The organism is Rhizobium leguminosarum (assembly GCF_001679785.1).
Lineage (GTDB): Bacteria > Pseudomonadota > Alphaproteobacteria > Rhizobiales > Rhizobiaceae > Rhizobium > Rhizobium leguminosarum_R.
In genome coordinates this window covers 366,668-379,823 of record NZ_CP016286.1, presented here as the reverse complement: position 1 = coordinate 379,823, position 13,156 = coordinate 366,668, and the positions used below count along the sequence as shown (strand labels likewise).

Genomic DNA, 13,156 nt, shown 5'->3' with positions numbered 1-13,156 from the left:
TGTTTTATGCCGAGAGACAAGGGCCCTCAACGCTGTTCGAGAGCCCCGATCACTCAGGCAGTGCGGTAGGATGCGAGCCAATGTGCGTAAGGGGCAGGCAATGTCCAGGACGGACGCTCGACACCGAGCTTGCGCGCCGCTGAGTACGGCCAATGCGGATTGGCGAGCATCGCCTTGCCGATCATAACCAGGTCAAGCTGCCCGCTTCGGATGAGTTCGTCCGCTTGCTCCGGCTGAGTGATGTTCCAACTTGCGGCACCGGGGAGGCCAGTGGCCTTGCGGACTTGATCGGCGTAAGGCGCAATAAACCCTGGACCCCAGGGAATATTGGCGGCCGGGGTTGAGAAGCCGAGGCTGACGTCGATGAAGTCGAGGCCGGCCTCCTTGAATTTTCCGATTAGATTGATCGCGTCCCGCAGGGTTTCCTGGTCGCGACCGTCAAACTCGATGACGCCGAAGCGAGCCGTCAGCGGACGATCCTCGGGCCAGACCTCACGAACGGCTGCCAGCGTCTCGAGAAGAAAGCGTCCACGGTTATCGGCGCTGCCGCCATATTCGTCGTCGCGCTGGTTCGAATGCGGCGAGAAGAAGCTCTGGCCGAGATAGCCGTGAGCAAAATGCAGCACGAGCCAGCGGAATCCGATGTCGCGCGCGCGGATCGCTGCAGCAACAAAATCGCCGCGGACGCGATCTATGTCGGCCTTCGTCATGGCGCGCGGCACCTTGGCCAAGCCGCCGCCGAACGCGATGGCGGACGGTGCGATGGTTTCCCAGCCGCGCGAATCGCTATCGGCGATATGATCGTCGCCTTCCCAAGGACGGTTTGCACTGGCCTTGCGGCCGGCGTGGCCGATCTGGATCCCTGCAACCGCGCCCGCCTTTTCGATGCCGGCGACGATCGGCTCAAAAGCCTCGGCCTGGACATCATTCCAAAGACCGGTGCAGCCCGGCGTGATCCGCCCCTCCGGAGAGACAGCCGTGGCTTCGACGTTGACGAGGCCAGCGCCACCGCGCGCAAAGCTTGTGAGATGGACGGCGTGCCAGTCGTTCGGAACGCCATCCGTTGCGGAATATTGGCACATAGGGGATACCGCGATGCGGTTTCGGAGGATGACGCCTTTCAGCGTGAATTGGTCGAACAAGCTGGGCAATGGAATCTCCTTAAAATGAATATCAATCAACCGCACGGATCTGCCGACGCCGCTGGCGTAGGGGTTAATCCGTGCGCTCGATCCTTCGGGTGTCTAGACGGCGCGGTAACGGGGCGCAGGTTCACCGGTCTGCGTCGCGGCGAACAGTGTGGATCGGGCTTGGTCGAACTTGTCCCACAGACTGGCGTCGGCAACGGATGGCAGCGTGATATCTTCGCCCTTGTCGAAACCGGCCAGGGCGGCGTCGACCAGGTTTTCCGACGTCATGACGGTCGCCTGGTTGAGCGACGCCAGCGGTACGCCCGACAAATCCCAGAGTTCGGTCGCCGTGGCCGCCGGCATGACGAGTTGCAGGCGGACATTGGTCCCAGCCAATTCCTGCTGCAGACCCCGGCTGAAGTTCATCACATAGCCCTTGGTGCCGCTGTAGATCGCGCTAATCGGCAGGGCATGAAAGGACAAGACCGAAGCGACGTTGATGATCGCGCCGTGGTTGCGGCTGAGGAATGCAGGCAGAACGGCGTGTGTCAGCCGCGTGAGCGCAGTGACGTTGAGTGCGATCATCGCGGCCGCGTCTTCCTCAGCGGTCTTGGCGACCGGAGCCAAGGTCGAGTTGCCGGCGTTGTTGACGAGGAGCGTGATCGCTGAATTGTCCTTCAGCACCTTTTCGACGCGGGTGAGGTCGGCGTCTTTCGTCAGGTCGGCTTCCACGACCTCGACTTTCGTGCCGTGGGCAGCGCCGAGCTTGTCCGAGAGCGCCTTCAGACGATCGGCCCGCCGGGCGACGAGGATGAGGTCATACCCCTTTTCAGCGAGGCGCGCCGCATAGATGGCGCCGATGCCAGCGGAGGCGCCGGTGACGAGGGCGACGGGCTTGAGCGATGATGCAGACATGTCAAAATCCTATTTGGTTGAGTGCTCAAGTTTACGTATGGTCGCGATGTCGTCTTGTCAATGGATGAGCCCTCAACTATTTTATTGGGATGGGCAAAAAACTGTCGATTGGTGATCCAGGGGAGGAGTTGCGCGCGGGCAGACTGAGCCCGCCGGAACTCCTGGCCGAACTCGTGTGCACAAACACCGCCCTCCGGCGCGCGTCACGGCGGTTGGGGCAGATTTATGATGAGGCGGTGGCGCCAACCGGCCTGAAGGCCACCCAGGTCGGGCTTCTGACCCAGATCGCAGCGTTGCACGAGGGCAGCCATGGATGGCCAACCTTGCTATTGCTCGCTGAGCGCCTTGCCGTCAGCATTTCCGCTTTGACCCACGCCCTTCGCCCGCTCGTCCGGGACGGACTGGTCGAGCTCATGCCTGACGAACATGATGGCCGGACGAAGCACGCAATGCTGACGCCGTCCGGCGAGCAACGCCTGCACGAGGCATTGGCCCTGTGGGCTGATGCCAATCAGCGCGTTGAGGTGGTGCTGGGTCCTTCCGCGGCTGCGCTGCGCGCGCTGGCCGATGACGTCGCCTCTCCGGAGTTCCTGGAAGCTTACGAAGCTCGTCGCATGCTGCGAGGCTGACTGTGGGATGGTCGCGGCAGAGGATTCGGGGGATAGATTCGAACAACCACGTCGAAGCCGCCGTGCCGCGCGAGCCTTCGACAGGGTGCGCGTCGCCGACAGTTCGATCTTCCCGTACGTCACCTATGGCAACCTGAACGGACACTCGATCATGACGGGAGAGAAGGCGGCCGACCATATCCTCGGCAAACAACCGCTGGCGCGCTCAAACCAGGAGCCGTGGATCAACCCGCGCGCGGCCGTCAGCGACCGCTGAAGCGTAGAGAGCTATTGGGCAGCACTGCCACCGACCGGTTGTCGCTGGTCGTCGGGAATGTCTATCGTCAGAGCGATAGAAATACGGATGCCGGTATCAGAAATCGCTCACTCAGAGCGCGGGCTTGTCGAACATTGATTTGTCGCTTCCCGCTCAAAATCTCAGACACGACGGACTGAGCGCCCACTTCCGGCAGTTCGGACTGGCCAAGGCTGCGCTCCTCCATGACATAACGGAGTGCATCGGCGCCAGTCACCGGAGGCATTGGGCGGTTTTGCTCGTCATAGGCCTCAACAAGGTCCGCCATGCGAGACGCAAGCAACGCCAAAGGATGATCCTCATCGTCGCCTACTTCAGCGAGAATCTCGTCAAGTTGCTTCACGAGATGATCATACTCAGCTTCATTGCCCGGCATGGCAAGAAGAGGAGCCACATGCGTCCAGTGCTCGCTTACCAGTTTTACAAGTGCGCTCATCGGCCTAACCCTTCCATGCTCCTTTGTCGTACTCGGCATGATCCATAATCCGCTGAATATAGACCTTCCTAAATTTGTAGTGCACCACCGCGATCAAGCGCAGCTTGTTGCCGCCAATGTCGAACACGTGGTGCCGCCCGACTTTGTCCGTTGCCGGAAACAGTGATTTCATGTCGGCGAAGTCTGTCGGCTCCGACGACTTCATCAGTCGATACCAGGTATCCAGGGCATTGGCTGTTTGAGGCCATCGGTCTTTCGCCTCCCAGATTTTTTTCCGCGTGATGACGTGCATAAATCCGGAATCGTGTATCGCATTTTGCTATGGCTGCAATCTAGCGCAACTATCCGATTATAGCAAGTTGCTATGGAAGAGATCGAAGACCGGCGGACGATGCGCAAACCGCTGGCGCGCTCGAACCAGGAGCCGTGGTCAATCTGCGCTGGGTGGTCAGCGACAGATAGTCAGTGGTAATCTTCTTCGCGCTGGTGACGGACGGCGAGGACAATGACGCTCGTTTCATTCATCACTTTGAAAAGAATGACATGTCCGGCTGAACCGAATGGTACGACGAGCTCGCGCAGCAAAGGATCATCCGCAGATGCGCGTCTGGCCATAAGCGGGAAATCCTGGAGTATCATCAGCGCTTTTTGGATGGCGCTGAGGGCACGTTCCGCCAAATCCGGATCACGTTCGATCAGAAAATCGGCGAGCCGGTCCAGATCTTCATAGAAGGTCTGGGTATACTTTAGCTCGAAGGTCATTTCTGCTGTGCTGCTTTACGGGCTTTCGCCTTTTCAAGCTTTTTGCGCATCAACTCCTGAATGTCGTCCGTTGTGTAAAACACACCAGTCCGCTGCGCGTCAGCCAAGCCAACCAGACCCCGCGCGATGAACTCCGCTTGGGTCTTTCTATAATCGATCTGGCGGCGAAGAGAGTCCTCTATCAGCGACGACAAGCTCTCGCCTTCTTTGAGAACGCTTTCGGCGGCAGCGCGCAATTCAGGATCCACGCGAAGAGACGGGAGCGATGCCGTTTTCATGACGTTCCTCATGCGTTGCAATTGCAATGCAATATGATGGATCATCGTGTTATATTCAACTCCCCTCCACCTGACGCAATTCATATGCGCCGCGGTTGAGAAAATCGGGAGCGATCACATCATAGAAATCCGATCCAGCGTCCCGCCACCAGCGCGGCGATCCATGTCGCCGCCGACAGAGCCGCCGAAACTCTTATGGCAGGGCGTAGAATGCCGACCGTGGTTGCCATTCGCCAGCCCTGCCCGGTATGCACCGCGAGCACGTTGAGCAATCCAAAGGCAATCAGCCCGAGCTTGGCAAGGAAGGCGGGATTGCCGGCATATTCGACCGCCCTGACGCTGAAGAGGCAGAAGCCGGTGACAATGGCCGCGGCGAGGCCGACGCTGGCGGAGCGTGACAGAAACGGCGCGACGATCTCAACCGGCACCTTGCGGAAGAAGCCGGCGAGCCTCAGATCGAGCGGGAGGATGGCGCCGACCAAAAGGCCGATCGCCAGGATATGGGCGGCGTTGACGAACATGTAGAGCGTTCCGGAGCGCCGGAGCGCGAGCGCAGGCGTGGTAGCCGACAGCCATTCGAGAGTGTCCATCACGACAGGTCAGTTCGCCCAGAGGTCAGTTCGTCTTGATGCGGTCGGGATAGATATCGTAGCGCTTCTCGCCGATGGTGAGGCGCACGGCCTTCAGCCGCTTCTCTTTTGCATCCTGCGAACGGTTTCCAAGGGCCACCACCTGGTCGCCGGGCTTGGCCACACCTTCGACGAAACCGGAGCGTTCCGTCTGGCGCGGATTACCGAGTTCGACGAGCCAGACGCCGTCATCGGCGGTGGCAACGTCGAGCGTCGGATGTGGTCCGCCCATGGAGATCTTTTGGATGGTGCCGCGCAGCTCGATCTGATCCGCCTCGGCCCACGACCAGCCGTGATGAGCGGCAGCACCTGTGGCGAGGGCCGCCGAGAGGATGGCCGCAGCCACTACTCGCTGTGCTGAAATTCCAAACATGATATTCTCCCTACCAGCATGAGCAGGCAGGTGGAGCATCCCGACTGGAAGAAAAGGGATTTCACCAAATCTTGAAGCAAGAGGCGGGCGTATGCTCAGGCCAGCAGCCGAGTGACTTCGGCGCTGTGCTTTGGGGCGATGGCATCGGCGATGGTGGTGGAGAACAGCACCTTGCGGGTGGCGTCCGCCACCTTGGCGAAGACATGGCGGATCTGGCAGTTCTGTTCGCCGTCGCAATCGTCGCACCGGCGGTAGGCGGTGATCGAGAGGCACGGAAGCGGCGCGATCGGGCCGTCGATGATGCGCAGGATCTCGCCGAAGGTGATGGTGTGGGCGGGCTTCAGCAGGAGATAACCGCCCTGCTTACCGCGACGGCTGGCGACGACGCCGTGATGTTTCAGGTCGAGCAGGATCTGTTCGAGGAACTTCTTCGGGATCTTCTGCTGCGCCGCGATATCGGAAATCATCACCGGTTCGTCGGCATCGGCATCAGCCAAGACCGTGAGCGCCCGCAGCGCATATTTCGCCTTTTGCGTAATCATTTTTGACCATCGACACACACAGGCGGCGCGAATTTCCGCACCGCTACGGAAGTACTTTTGCCTCTATGACACAACCAGCATGAACGGAATTTGAACGCGCCGGAGAAAGCCTTGAGAGACAAGCGTTTTGGCCTTGTTTTTCGCCCTCGGCCAAGCTCTCTCAATCTATGCCAAAACCGCGCTTTCTGCACCATTTTCGGCATCACTTCAGATTTCGGATTGACAGGCTGTGTGTAACCCTACTATTTCTATAGACATTCGAGCTGCCGATGTGGATTTTCATCCGCAGGCGGCTACTTTTCTGCATCGCGGCAGCTTCGGAGAGATATTTGCTCCTCCGGCCGCAGCTTTCGAAATCCCTTTTTCTGTCCGATCCATGCGTGAACTGCGATACTCCCGTCAACAAAGGACAGGATTCTCATGACTGTTAACAATCCCATCGCAGAGGCCGAGGCGCTGAACGACCGGCTGGCAGGCCTCGACCTTGCCGGACGACTGTCGCTGGTCTCCGGCCTTGGCGGCCGCGTGGTGTTCACCACGTCACTCGGCATCGAGGACCAGGTGATCACCGCCGGGATCGGCACGCACCGCCTGCCGATCGATATCGCGACGCTGCAGACCGGCCGGCTGTTTGCCGAGACGCTGTCGCTGATCGAAGAGACTGAAAGCCAGTACGACATCCATATCCATCGCTTCGAGCCCGAGAAGGCCGATATCGACGCCTATGCGGCGCAATACGGCCTTAACGGTTTCTACGAGAGCGTCGAAGCCCGGCATGCCTGTTGCGGCGTGCGCAAGCTGAAGCCGCTTGCGCGTGCCCTCGAAGGTGCTGCGATCTGGATCACCGGCCTGCGCCGCGGCCAATCGGCCAACCGCGCCGAGACGCCCTTTGCCGAATACGACGCCGAACGCCACCTGCTGAAGGTCAATCCGCTCGCCGACTGGGACTTGGAGGCGATCAAGGCCTTCGTTTCCGCAAACGGCGTGCCGGTCAATCCGCTGCACGCCCGCGGTTACCCCTCGATCGGCTGCGAGCCCTGCACGCGGGCGATCAAGCCCGGCGAGCCGGAGCGCGCCGGCCGCTGGTGGTGGGAGCAGGACGAGACGCGCGAATGCGGCCTGCATGTCGCCGAAGAGGCCGCAGCGATCGCCGCACAGTAAATCACCCCACGGCTTTCCCAATCAGGGCGCGGCGACCGCCGCAGCCTTGGGAAAACCAACATCAAGGAATTGCTTTGCGGGCACCCGCAAACGATCGACAGTCTGGAGTAAAACATGCCCGATAGCCGTCCGGATACGGAACTCAGCAATCCGCAGAGCGCCAAGGCGCCGCTCGACCCGCATCTGAAAGCGCTGGAAAACGAATCCATCCACATCTTCCGCGAGGTTGCGGCCGAATTCGAGCGTCCCGTCATGCTCTATTCGATCGGCAAGGATTCCTCGGTGCTGCTGCATCTGGCGCGCAAGGCCTTCTATCCCGGCCGCGTGCCCTTCCCGCTCTTGCATGTGAACACCGGCTGGAAGTTTTCCGAGATGATCGCCTTCCGCGACGAGACCGCGAAGAAGTACGATCTCGATCTGATCGAGCACATCAATCCGCGCGGCAAGGCCGAAAACATCACGCCGTTCACGCATGGATCGGCCGCCTTCACCGACATTATGAAGACCGAGGGGCTGCGCCAGGCGCTCGATGCCGGCCAATTCGACGCCGCTTTCGGCGGCGCGCGGCGCGATGAGGAAGCCAGCCGCGCCAAGGAGCGGATCTACTCCTTCCGCACGCCCGATCATCGCTGGGATCCACGAAACCAACGGCCGGAACTCTGGAATGTCTATAACGGCATGATCCGCAAGGGCGAGAGCGTGCGCGCCTTCCCGCTGTCGAACTGGACCGAAGTCGATATCTGGCGCTACATCCAGGCCGAGGACATTCCGCTGGTGCCGCTCTATTACGCCAAGAAGCGGCCGTTCGTGGAGCGCGACGGCATGATGATCCTGGCCGAGGATCCGCGCCTGGAACTGCTGCCCGGTGAAGTCCGCCAGCAAGGCATGATCCGCTTCCGCACCCTCGGCGACTTCCCGCTGACCGGCGCCATCCGCTCACAGGCCACCACCCTCGAAGAGGTGATTGCCGAACTCGAAATTGCAACGGTGTCCGAACGCCAAGGCCGCGCCATCGATCGCGACCAGTCCGGCTCCATGGAAAAGAAGAAGCGTGAAGGATATTTCTGAGATGACCGCAGCCCAAACCGCCGTCTCGGCCGCAACCGTCGTCAACCTGCCCGCCGCCGAGCCGCTCAAGGCCCTGCGCGATACCAGGCCGCTGCGCCTCATCACCTGCGGCAGCGTCGATGACGGCAAGTCGACCCTGATCGGCCGCCTGCTCTGGGACACCAAGGCGGTCAAGGAAGACCAGGCCGCCACGCTGCAACGCGATTCCACCGGCAAGCAGAACGATCTCGGCCTGCCCGACTTCGCGCTACTGCTCGACGGCCTGCAGGCCGAGCGCGAACAGGGCATCACCATCGATGTCGCCTATCGCTATTTCTCGACCGACAAGCGCTCCTTCATCGTCGCCGACACGCCCGGCCATGAGCAATATACCCGCAACATGGCGACCGGCGCCTCGACCGCCGATCTCGCCATCCTGCTGGTCGATGCGCGCTTCGGCATTCTCGAGCAGACGCGCCGCCACGCGACGATCGCCTCGCTGCTCGGGATCAAGCAGTTCGTGCTTGCCGTCAACAAGATCGACCTGACAGGCTACGACCGCGCCGGCTTCGACAAGATCAGCCATGACTTCCGGGAATTTGCCCTGTCGCTCGGCGTCAAGCAGATCACCGCCATTCCGATGTCGGCGCTGAAGGGCGAAAACGTCGTCTATTCCGGCCAGGCCGCCATGCCCTGGTACACCGGCCCGTCGCTGGTGGAGACGCTGGAGCTTGCCACCGTGCGCTCGTCGCAGACGGTCGGCTTCCGCCTTTCCGTCCAGCGCGTCTCGCGTCCGGGCGAAAGCTTCCGCGGCTATCAGGGCACGGTTGCCGGCGGCTCGGTCAAGCCGGGCGACAGCGTCATGATCCTGCCGTCCGGCATGGTCGCCAATGTCTCGAAGATCGTCACCTTCGATCTCGTCCGCAACGCCGCCGTTGCCGGCGACGCGATCACCCTGGTGCTCGATCGCCAGGTCGATGTGGCGCGCGGCGACATGATCGTCTCGATCGACGCCCAGCCGCAGGTCGGCCTTGCCTTCGACGCGCAGATCGTCGCGCTGCAGCCTGAGGGTATCGAGCCCGGCAAGCGTTACTGGCTGAAGAGCGGCAGCCGCCGCCAGCGTGTCCAAGTGCAGCCGCTCAGCCAGCTGGAGCTGAAGACCGGCGCCTGGAACGCCGCCCAGCGGCTCTACATGAACGCCATCGGCAAAGTCCGGCTCGTCTTCGACGAAGCGGCGATCTTCGATCCCTATGAGCAGAACCGGCTTTCCGGCTCCTTCATCCTGATCGATCCGGAGACCAACAACACGGTCGCCGGCGGCATGGTGACCGGCAAGCGCACCGAACTTGGCGGCCTGCACAATGGCGAAGCCCGCGTCATCCTCTCGCTCCCGGCCGATCTTGCCGAACAGATCATGGCGAGCGAACTCTTCGCCAGCCGCAGCCACGAGGCCGAGGTGCGGCGCATGACGGCCGCCGAAGCCGCCGACCTCTGGTCGAGCGCTGCAAGCGATATCTGATAAGGGATAAGGGACAAGGGGCCAGCAAGACTGGCCCCTCACCGCAGCCGAATCCGCTGGCTGCAGGGCTAGCGGATTCCCTGTCGGCCTCTACGGCCGCTAAAAAAATCAGAATTCGCAGAAAACGAACCTTTTCAATTCACGATTCGCTGTTTACCGCTTGCCCACGGGCCAATGTGAGGCCATTCTTAGATCGGATCCCGGCGGTGCGGTAAGACGAGAGGTCAGGCCTTGCAACGCTCAATCTAGACCTCGAAGCATTTGACGTGGCGCCTTTTCTCGGCTGATCCCCGAGCGAGGAGGTTGTCCATGTCCACGCGCTATGTCGACCATCCGCTACAACCGGGCGACCGGGTCCCGAACGTTGTGTTTGATGCGATCTCGCGCGAGGGGAAGATCGCACTTGATGATTTTCGTGGCCGCAGCCCGTTGTTGATCGGTTTGTTTCGAGGCCTGCATTGTCCGTTCTGTCGGCGGCATGTCGCGGCCATGGCATATCTCAACCCGATGCTGCGTGAGAAAGGCGTCCAATCCCTGGCGGTGGTAAACACCCCGGTCGAACGCGCGCGGCTCTATTTCCGTTACCATCCGATACCCGATCTTCTTGCTGCTTCCGATCCGGTGCGGGCTTCGCACCAAGCCTTCGGCTTACGCGAGGTCGGGATCGACACGCTCATGGCGATACGGATCGATCTTCCTGGCGAGTTGCCCGAGCCTATGGGCGTGAAGGCAATGGACGAATTTCTCAACAAGAAGGAAGGATATCAAATGACGGAAGCCGATCAGCAGATGATGGCTGCCGACCACGGGCAGCTTGTCGGTCAGTTCCTAATCGACCGGGAGGGCATCGTACGCTGGAGCTTCACTGAAGTTCTGGAGGCTGGTCTCCAGACATATAATGCATTAAATTCCCAGGAATTGATGTCGGTCGCTTCCCAAGTCGCACATTAACAGCGAAAAACTCGCTCGACGACTAGCCGAAAGTCGGCCTTCTCTTCGACGCGCAGATCGTTGCCTTGCAGCCCGAGGGCATCGAGCCCGGAAACTCCTCGGAACCGTTGCGGCCTTTTGCGGTGGAACACTCCGCGTCACCCGGCTATAAAGGTCATTGTGCGTTGGCTTTTTCGCGGTAATCGATGCCCAATTCTCCCGAATCCTCAGGTGAAAGCGTTAGCAACTCGAGCTCGGGTCGCGATCAGACACCAAATTCGCCAGCGCAAGTGGCCGCCTCGGATCCGCCGGGAAGCACTCAAGCCGACGACTCGCAACCGCCCAACGGATCATTCGGCCACACTCGACGGGCCGCCAGGACTCTGTTGCGTGCGCTGCGCCAAGATTTGCAGGCAAGTTCTGTTTTGGCAAAGATCAAGACGGCCGCCTTGTCTTGGAGGACGAAGCTGAGGTCGACGCGGCCCGGAATCGCGTCCGCTCCCTTTAAGTGGATGACGAGTGCTTTGGTCAGAGTGGGGCGCGGTCAGCGTTCAAAGCCGCATGACAGTCGACGAAGCGCTCCGTTCATTGCGGGCTGGCGGAAATTCGCTATCGGGTTGGCCTTGCTTGTCTGCCTCATCGCAGGAAGCGTGCTGGTGTGGGCACTGAAAGACGTGCCCTGGAGCGAAATCCGGGATGGAACATTAAAGCCGATCGTCGTGCTGGAAACTGCCGACGGCGCGCCATTGGTAAGACAGGGACCTTATCAAGGGCCATATGCTCGATACGACCAGTTTCCGCCCCATCTGATCGATTCCGTCCTTTCAATCGAGGATCGCCGGTTCATGGATCATTTCGGCGTCGACCCCAGGGGCATCGGGAGAGCGCTTCTGCGGAACTTGGAGGCTGGCGCGGTGGTGGAGGGTGGCAGCACGATCACCCAGCAACTCATCAAGCTGCAATACCTCGACAGCGACCGAACCATAAAGCGAAAGATACAGGAGGTCGTCATCGCATTCTGGCTGGAGTGGAAGCTCGGCAAGGCGGAAATCCTGACGCGCTATCTCAACAGCGTCTATCTTGGCGCGGGCGCCACCGGCATGCCTGCCGCCGCGCGCATCTATTTCAACAAGGACATCGGCGCACTCAACCTGCCGGAGTCGGCGATGCTGGCGGGGTTGCTGCGGGCGCCGAGCCAATGGAATCCCATCGACAATTTCGAAGGCGCCCGGCAGCGAACCCTGGTGGTTCTCGACGCGATGGCAGCCAATGGCAAGATCACCGAGCCACAGGCGGCGGAGGCCAAGACGAGCTTTGCCAGGCTGCACCCAACGACGCCCACGCCGCGCTCCGGAAGCTGGTTTGCCGACTGGATTTCACCGCAAGCAAGCGAAATCGCCGGCTCCTCGCCAGGTTCGACGACGGTGCGCACCACGCTGGTGCCGCGGTTGCAGCAGATCGCCGAAAAGGTCGTGAAAAGAGCCCTGGACAGTGAGGGAAAGACAGTCGAAGCATCGCAGGCGGCCTTGGTTGCGATGACGCCCGACGGCGCGGTCGTAGCGATGGTTGGAGGGCGCGACTACAAGGCAAGCCAGTTCAACCGCGCCGTCACTGCGATGCGCCAGCCGGGTTCCACCTTCAAGCTATTCGTCTATTACGCAGCATTGAAGGCTGGGCTCACCTTGTCTGACCAGGTTCCGGACGCGCCAATTGACATCAATGGCTGGTCGCCAGAAAATTCCGGTGGCAATTATCGCGGCTGGGTAACGCTTGCCGAGGCGTTCGCGCGATCGCTCAATGCCGCGACAGTGGCGCTTGCCGAAGAGGTAGGGCTGGACAATGTGATTGCCGCAGCGCGTGAACTCGGCATCGATGCGCCACTGGCAAATACGCCGTCTTTGGCGCTTGGCACATCAGAAGTAAATCTGCTTAACCTCACCAGCGCCTATGCGTCCGTCCAACTCGGCAGGGCACCTGTCAGGCCCTGGGGCATCATCGACTTCCAGGCGGCAGGGCAGCCCAAGACGTTTCGAGTTGGCTTACAAGCAAAGCCGAATGTCGATCTTTCGCCCTACCAGTCCGACCTCCTCGGCCTGCTGCAGTTGGTGGTCGAGCACGGCACTGGACGTGGGGCAGATCCCGGCACGTTTGCGGCCGGTAAAACCGGCACGAGCCAGAACAATCGTGATGCCTGGTTCGTCGGCTTCACGGAAGCGCTCGTCGTCGGTGTCTGGGTCGGCAATGATGATGACGCGCCGATGAAGGGGGTGACGGGCGGCGACCTGCCAGCGCATATCTGGCGGGACTTCATGCGTGAGGCAACGACCGAACCGACGCTGAACGGAATGCGATCGACCGAAGCAGTAGTCGATGGTCAAGGCGCACCCCTGTCCTGTAACATCACCGCCTGCGCGCGCAGTTACCGCTCTTTTCGGCCGTCCGATTGTACATATCAGCCATATTCCGGCAGCCGACGGCTTTGTGAAAAGTGATGTGATTCGGCAGAGATC

Annotated in this window: 15 protein-coding genes and 1 pseudogene; 7 read left to right on the top strand and 9 right to left on the bottom strand. The window is 60.8% G+C overall.

All coding sequences use genetic code 11. The features are described from left to right. Positions 1 to 53: 53 nt before the first annotated feature. On the bottom strand, positions 54 to 1,151 hold the full coding sequence (locus tag BA011_RS02075; RefSeq protein ID WP_065279265.1) for an NADH:flavin oxidoreductase/NADH oxidase: 1,098 nt from the start codon (positions 1,149 to 1,151) through the stop codon (positions 54 to 56). 93 nt (positions 1,152 to 1,244) lie between these two features. Next, on the bottom strand, positions 1,245 to 2,045 hold the full coding sequence (locus BA011_RS02070) for an SDR family NAD(P)-dependent oxidoreductase (protein ID WP_065279264.1): 801 nt from the start codon (positions 2,043 to 2,045) through the stop codon (positions 1,245 to 1,247). A gap of 89 nt (positions 2,046 to 2,134) precedes the next feature. On the opposite strand from BA011_RS02070, the gene BA011_RS02065 reads away from it, so the two are divergent. Together BA011_RS02065 and BA011_RS02060 are read left to right on the top strand one after the other, a co-directional pair. Further along, a complete protein-coding gene (locus BA011_RS02065) occupies positions 2,135 to 2,674 on the top strand; it encodes a MarR family winged helix-turn-helix transcriptional regulator (RefSeq protein ID WP_065279263.1) in 540 nt (179 codons plus the stop codon). A gap of 79 nt (positions 2,675 to 2,753) precedes the next feature. Next, a pseudogene (locus BA011_RS02060) lies at positions 2,754 to 2,930 on the top strand (choline dehydrogenase); the annotation flags it as partial. A gap of 67 nt (positions 2,931 to 2,997) precedes the next feature. Here BA011_RS02060 and BA011_RS02055 read toward each other — a convergent pair. From BA011_RS02055 to BA011_RS02025, 7 genes are all read right to left on the bottom strand, one after another. Continuing rightward, the gene (locus BA011_RS02055; RefSeq protein ID WP_065279261.1) at positions 2,998 to 3,405 is read right to left on the bottom strand and encodes a helix-turn-helix domain-containing protein; all 408 of its coding nucleotides are present in this window, start codon (positions 3,403 to 3,405) and stop codon (positions 2,998 to 3,000) included. 4 nt (positions 3,406 to 3,409) lie between these two features. Further along, positions 3,410 to 3,697 (bottom strand): type II toxin-antitoxin system HigB family toxin, encoded by a 288-nt coding sequence (locus tag BA011_RS02050; protein WP_065279260.1) that lies wholly within the window; start codon positions 3,695 to 3,697, stop codon positions 3,410 to 3,412. A 170-nt stretch (positions 3,698 to 3,867) separates the two neighbouring features. Beyond that, positions 3,868 to 4,167 (bottom strand): type II toxin-antitoxin system RelE/ParE family toxin, encoded by a 300-nt coding sequence (locus BA011_RS02045; RefSeq protein ID WP_065279259.1) that lies wholly within the window; start codon positions 4,165 to 4,167, stop codon positions 3,868 to 3,870. Continuing rightward, positions 4,164 to 4,445, bottom strand: coding sequence for a YlcI/YnfO family protein (locus tag BA011_RS02040; protein WP_065282375.1), 282 nt, complete (start codon positions 4,443 to 4,445; stop codon positions 4,164 to 4,166). Before BA011_RS02040 ends, BA011_RS02045 begins: the two co-directional genes overlap by 4 nt. 119 nt (positions 4,446 to 4,564) lie before the next feature. Continuing rightward, positions 4,565 to 5,038, bottom strand: a complete 474-nt coding sequence (locus tag BA011_RS02035; protein WP_065279258.1) for a DUF6644 family protein — start codon at positions 5,036 to 5,038, stop codon at positions 4,565 to 4,567. Between the two features lie 22 nt (positions 5,039 to 5,060). After that, complete coding sequence (locus tag BA011_RS02030; protein ID WP_032999166.1) at positions 5,061 to 5,447, bottom strand: DUF6152 family protein; 387 nt, start codon at positions 5,445 to 5,447, stop codon at positions 5,061 to 5,063. Between the two features lie 95 nt (positions 5,448 to 5,542). After that, positions 5,543 to 5,989: an RrF2 family transcriptional regulator gene (locus BA011_RS02025; RefSeq protein WP_003546399.1), complete on the bottom strand. Its 447-nt coding sequence runs from the start codon at positions 5,987 to 5,989 to the stop codon at positions 5,543 to 5,545. A gap of 420 nt (positions 5,990 to 6,409) precedes the next feature. On the opposite strand from BA011_RS02025, the gene BA011_RS02020 reads away from it, so the two are divergent. From BA011_RS02020 to BA011_RS02000, 5 genes are all read left to right on the top strand, one after another. Then, on the top strand, positions 6,410 to 7,150 hold the full coding sequence (locus tag BA011_RS02020; RefSeq protein WP_065279257.1) for a phosphoadenylyl-sulfate reductase: 741 nt from the start codon (positions 6,410 to 6,412) through the stop codon (positions 7,148 to 7,150). A 114-nt stretch (positions 7,151 to 7,264) separates the two neighbouring features. Further along, the gene (gene cysD / locus BA011_RS02015; RefSeq protein WP_065279256.1) at positions 7,265 to 8,218 is read left to right on the top strand and encodes a sulfate adenylyltransferase subunit CysD; all 954 of its coding nucleotides are present in this window, start codon (positions 7,265 to 7,267) and stop codon (positions 8,216 to 8,218) included. 1 nt (position 8,219) lies between these two features. Then, positions 8,220 to 9,716 carry a sulfate adenylyltransferase subunit CysN gene (gene cysN / locus BA011_RS02010; protein ID WP_065279255.1) on the top strand — a complete coding sequence of 499 codons (1,497 nt, stop codon included), beginning with the start codon at positions 8,220 to 8,222 and terminating at the stop codon, positions 9,714 to 9,716. A 309-nt stretch (positions 9,717 to 10,025) separates the two neighbouring features. Continuing rightward, a complete protein-coding gene (locus BA011_RS02005; RefSeq protein WP_065279254.1) occupies positions 10,026 to 10,667 on the top strand; it encodes a peroxiredoxin-like family protein in 642 nt (213 codons plus the stop codon). A 185-nt stretch (positions 10,668 to 10,852) separates the two neighbouring features. Continuing rightward, complete coding sequence (locus BA011_RS02000) at positions 10,853 to 13,138, top strand: PBP1A family penicillin-binding protein (protein WP_065279253.1); 2,286 nt, start codon at positions 10,853 to 10,855, stop codon at positions 13,136 to 13,138. Positions 13,139 to 13,156: the final 18 nt, after the last annotated feature.

What these genes read in the sequence shown, in the direction of transcription:
- BA011_RS02070 (WP_065279264.1), bottom strand. Translation starts at nt 2,045, where the DNA reads ATGTCTGCATCATCGCTCAAGCCCGTCGCCCTCGTCACCGGCGCCTCC.
- BA011_RS02065 (WP_065279263.1), top strand. Translation starts at nt 2,135, where the DNA reads ATGGGCAAAAAACTGTCGATTGGTGATCCAGGGGAGGAGTTGCGCGCG.
- BA011_RS02055 (WP_065279261.1), bottom strand. Translation starts at nt 3,405, where the DNA reads ATGAGCGCACTTGTAAAACTGGTAAGCGAGCACTGGACGCATGTGGCT.
- BA011_RS02050 (WP_065279260.1), bottom strand. Translation starts at nt 3,697, where the DNA reads ATGCACGTCATCACGCGGAAAAAAATCTGGGAGGCGAAAGACCGATGG.
- BA011_RS02045 (WP_065279259.1), bottom strand. Translation starts at nt 4,167, where the DNA reads ATGACCTTCGAGCTAAAGTATACCCAGACCTTCTATGAAGATCTGGAC.
- BA011_RS02040 (WP_065282375.1), bottom strand. Translation starts at nt 4,445, where the DNA reads ATGAAAACGGCATCGCTCCCGTCTCTTCGCGTGGATCCTGAATTGCGC.
- BA011_RS02030 (WP_032999166.1), bottom strand. Translation starts at nt 5,447, where the DNA reads ATGTTTGGAATTTCAGCACAGCGAGTAGTGGCTGCGGCCATCCTCTCG.
- BA011_RS02025 (WP_003546399.1), bottom strand. Translation starts at nt 5,989, where the DNA reads ATGATTACGCAAAAGGCGAAATATGCGCTGCGGGCGCTCACGGTCTTG.
- BA011_RS02020 (WP_065279257.1), top strand. Translation starts at nt 6,410, where the DNA reads ATGACTGTTAACAATCCCATCGCAGAGGCCGAGGCGCTGAACGACCGG.
- cysD (WP_065279256.1), top strand. Translation starts at nt 7,265, where the DNA reads ATGCCCGATAGCCGTCCGGATACGGAACTCAGCAATCCGCAGAGCGCC.
- cysN (WP_065279255.1), top strand. Translation starts at nt 8,220, where the DNA reads ATGACCGCAGCCCAAACCGCCGTCTCGGCCGCAACCGTCGTCAACCTG.
- BA011_RS02005 (WP_065279254.1), top strand. Translation starts at nt 10,026, where the DNA reads ATGTCCACGCGCTATGTCGACCATCCGCTACAACCGGGCGACCGGGTC.
- BA011_RS02000 (WP_065279253.1), top strand. Translation starts at nt 10,853, where the DNA reads ATGCCCAATTCTCCCGAATCCTCAGGTGAAAGCGTTAGCAACTCGAGC.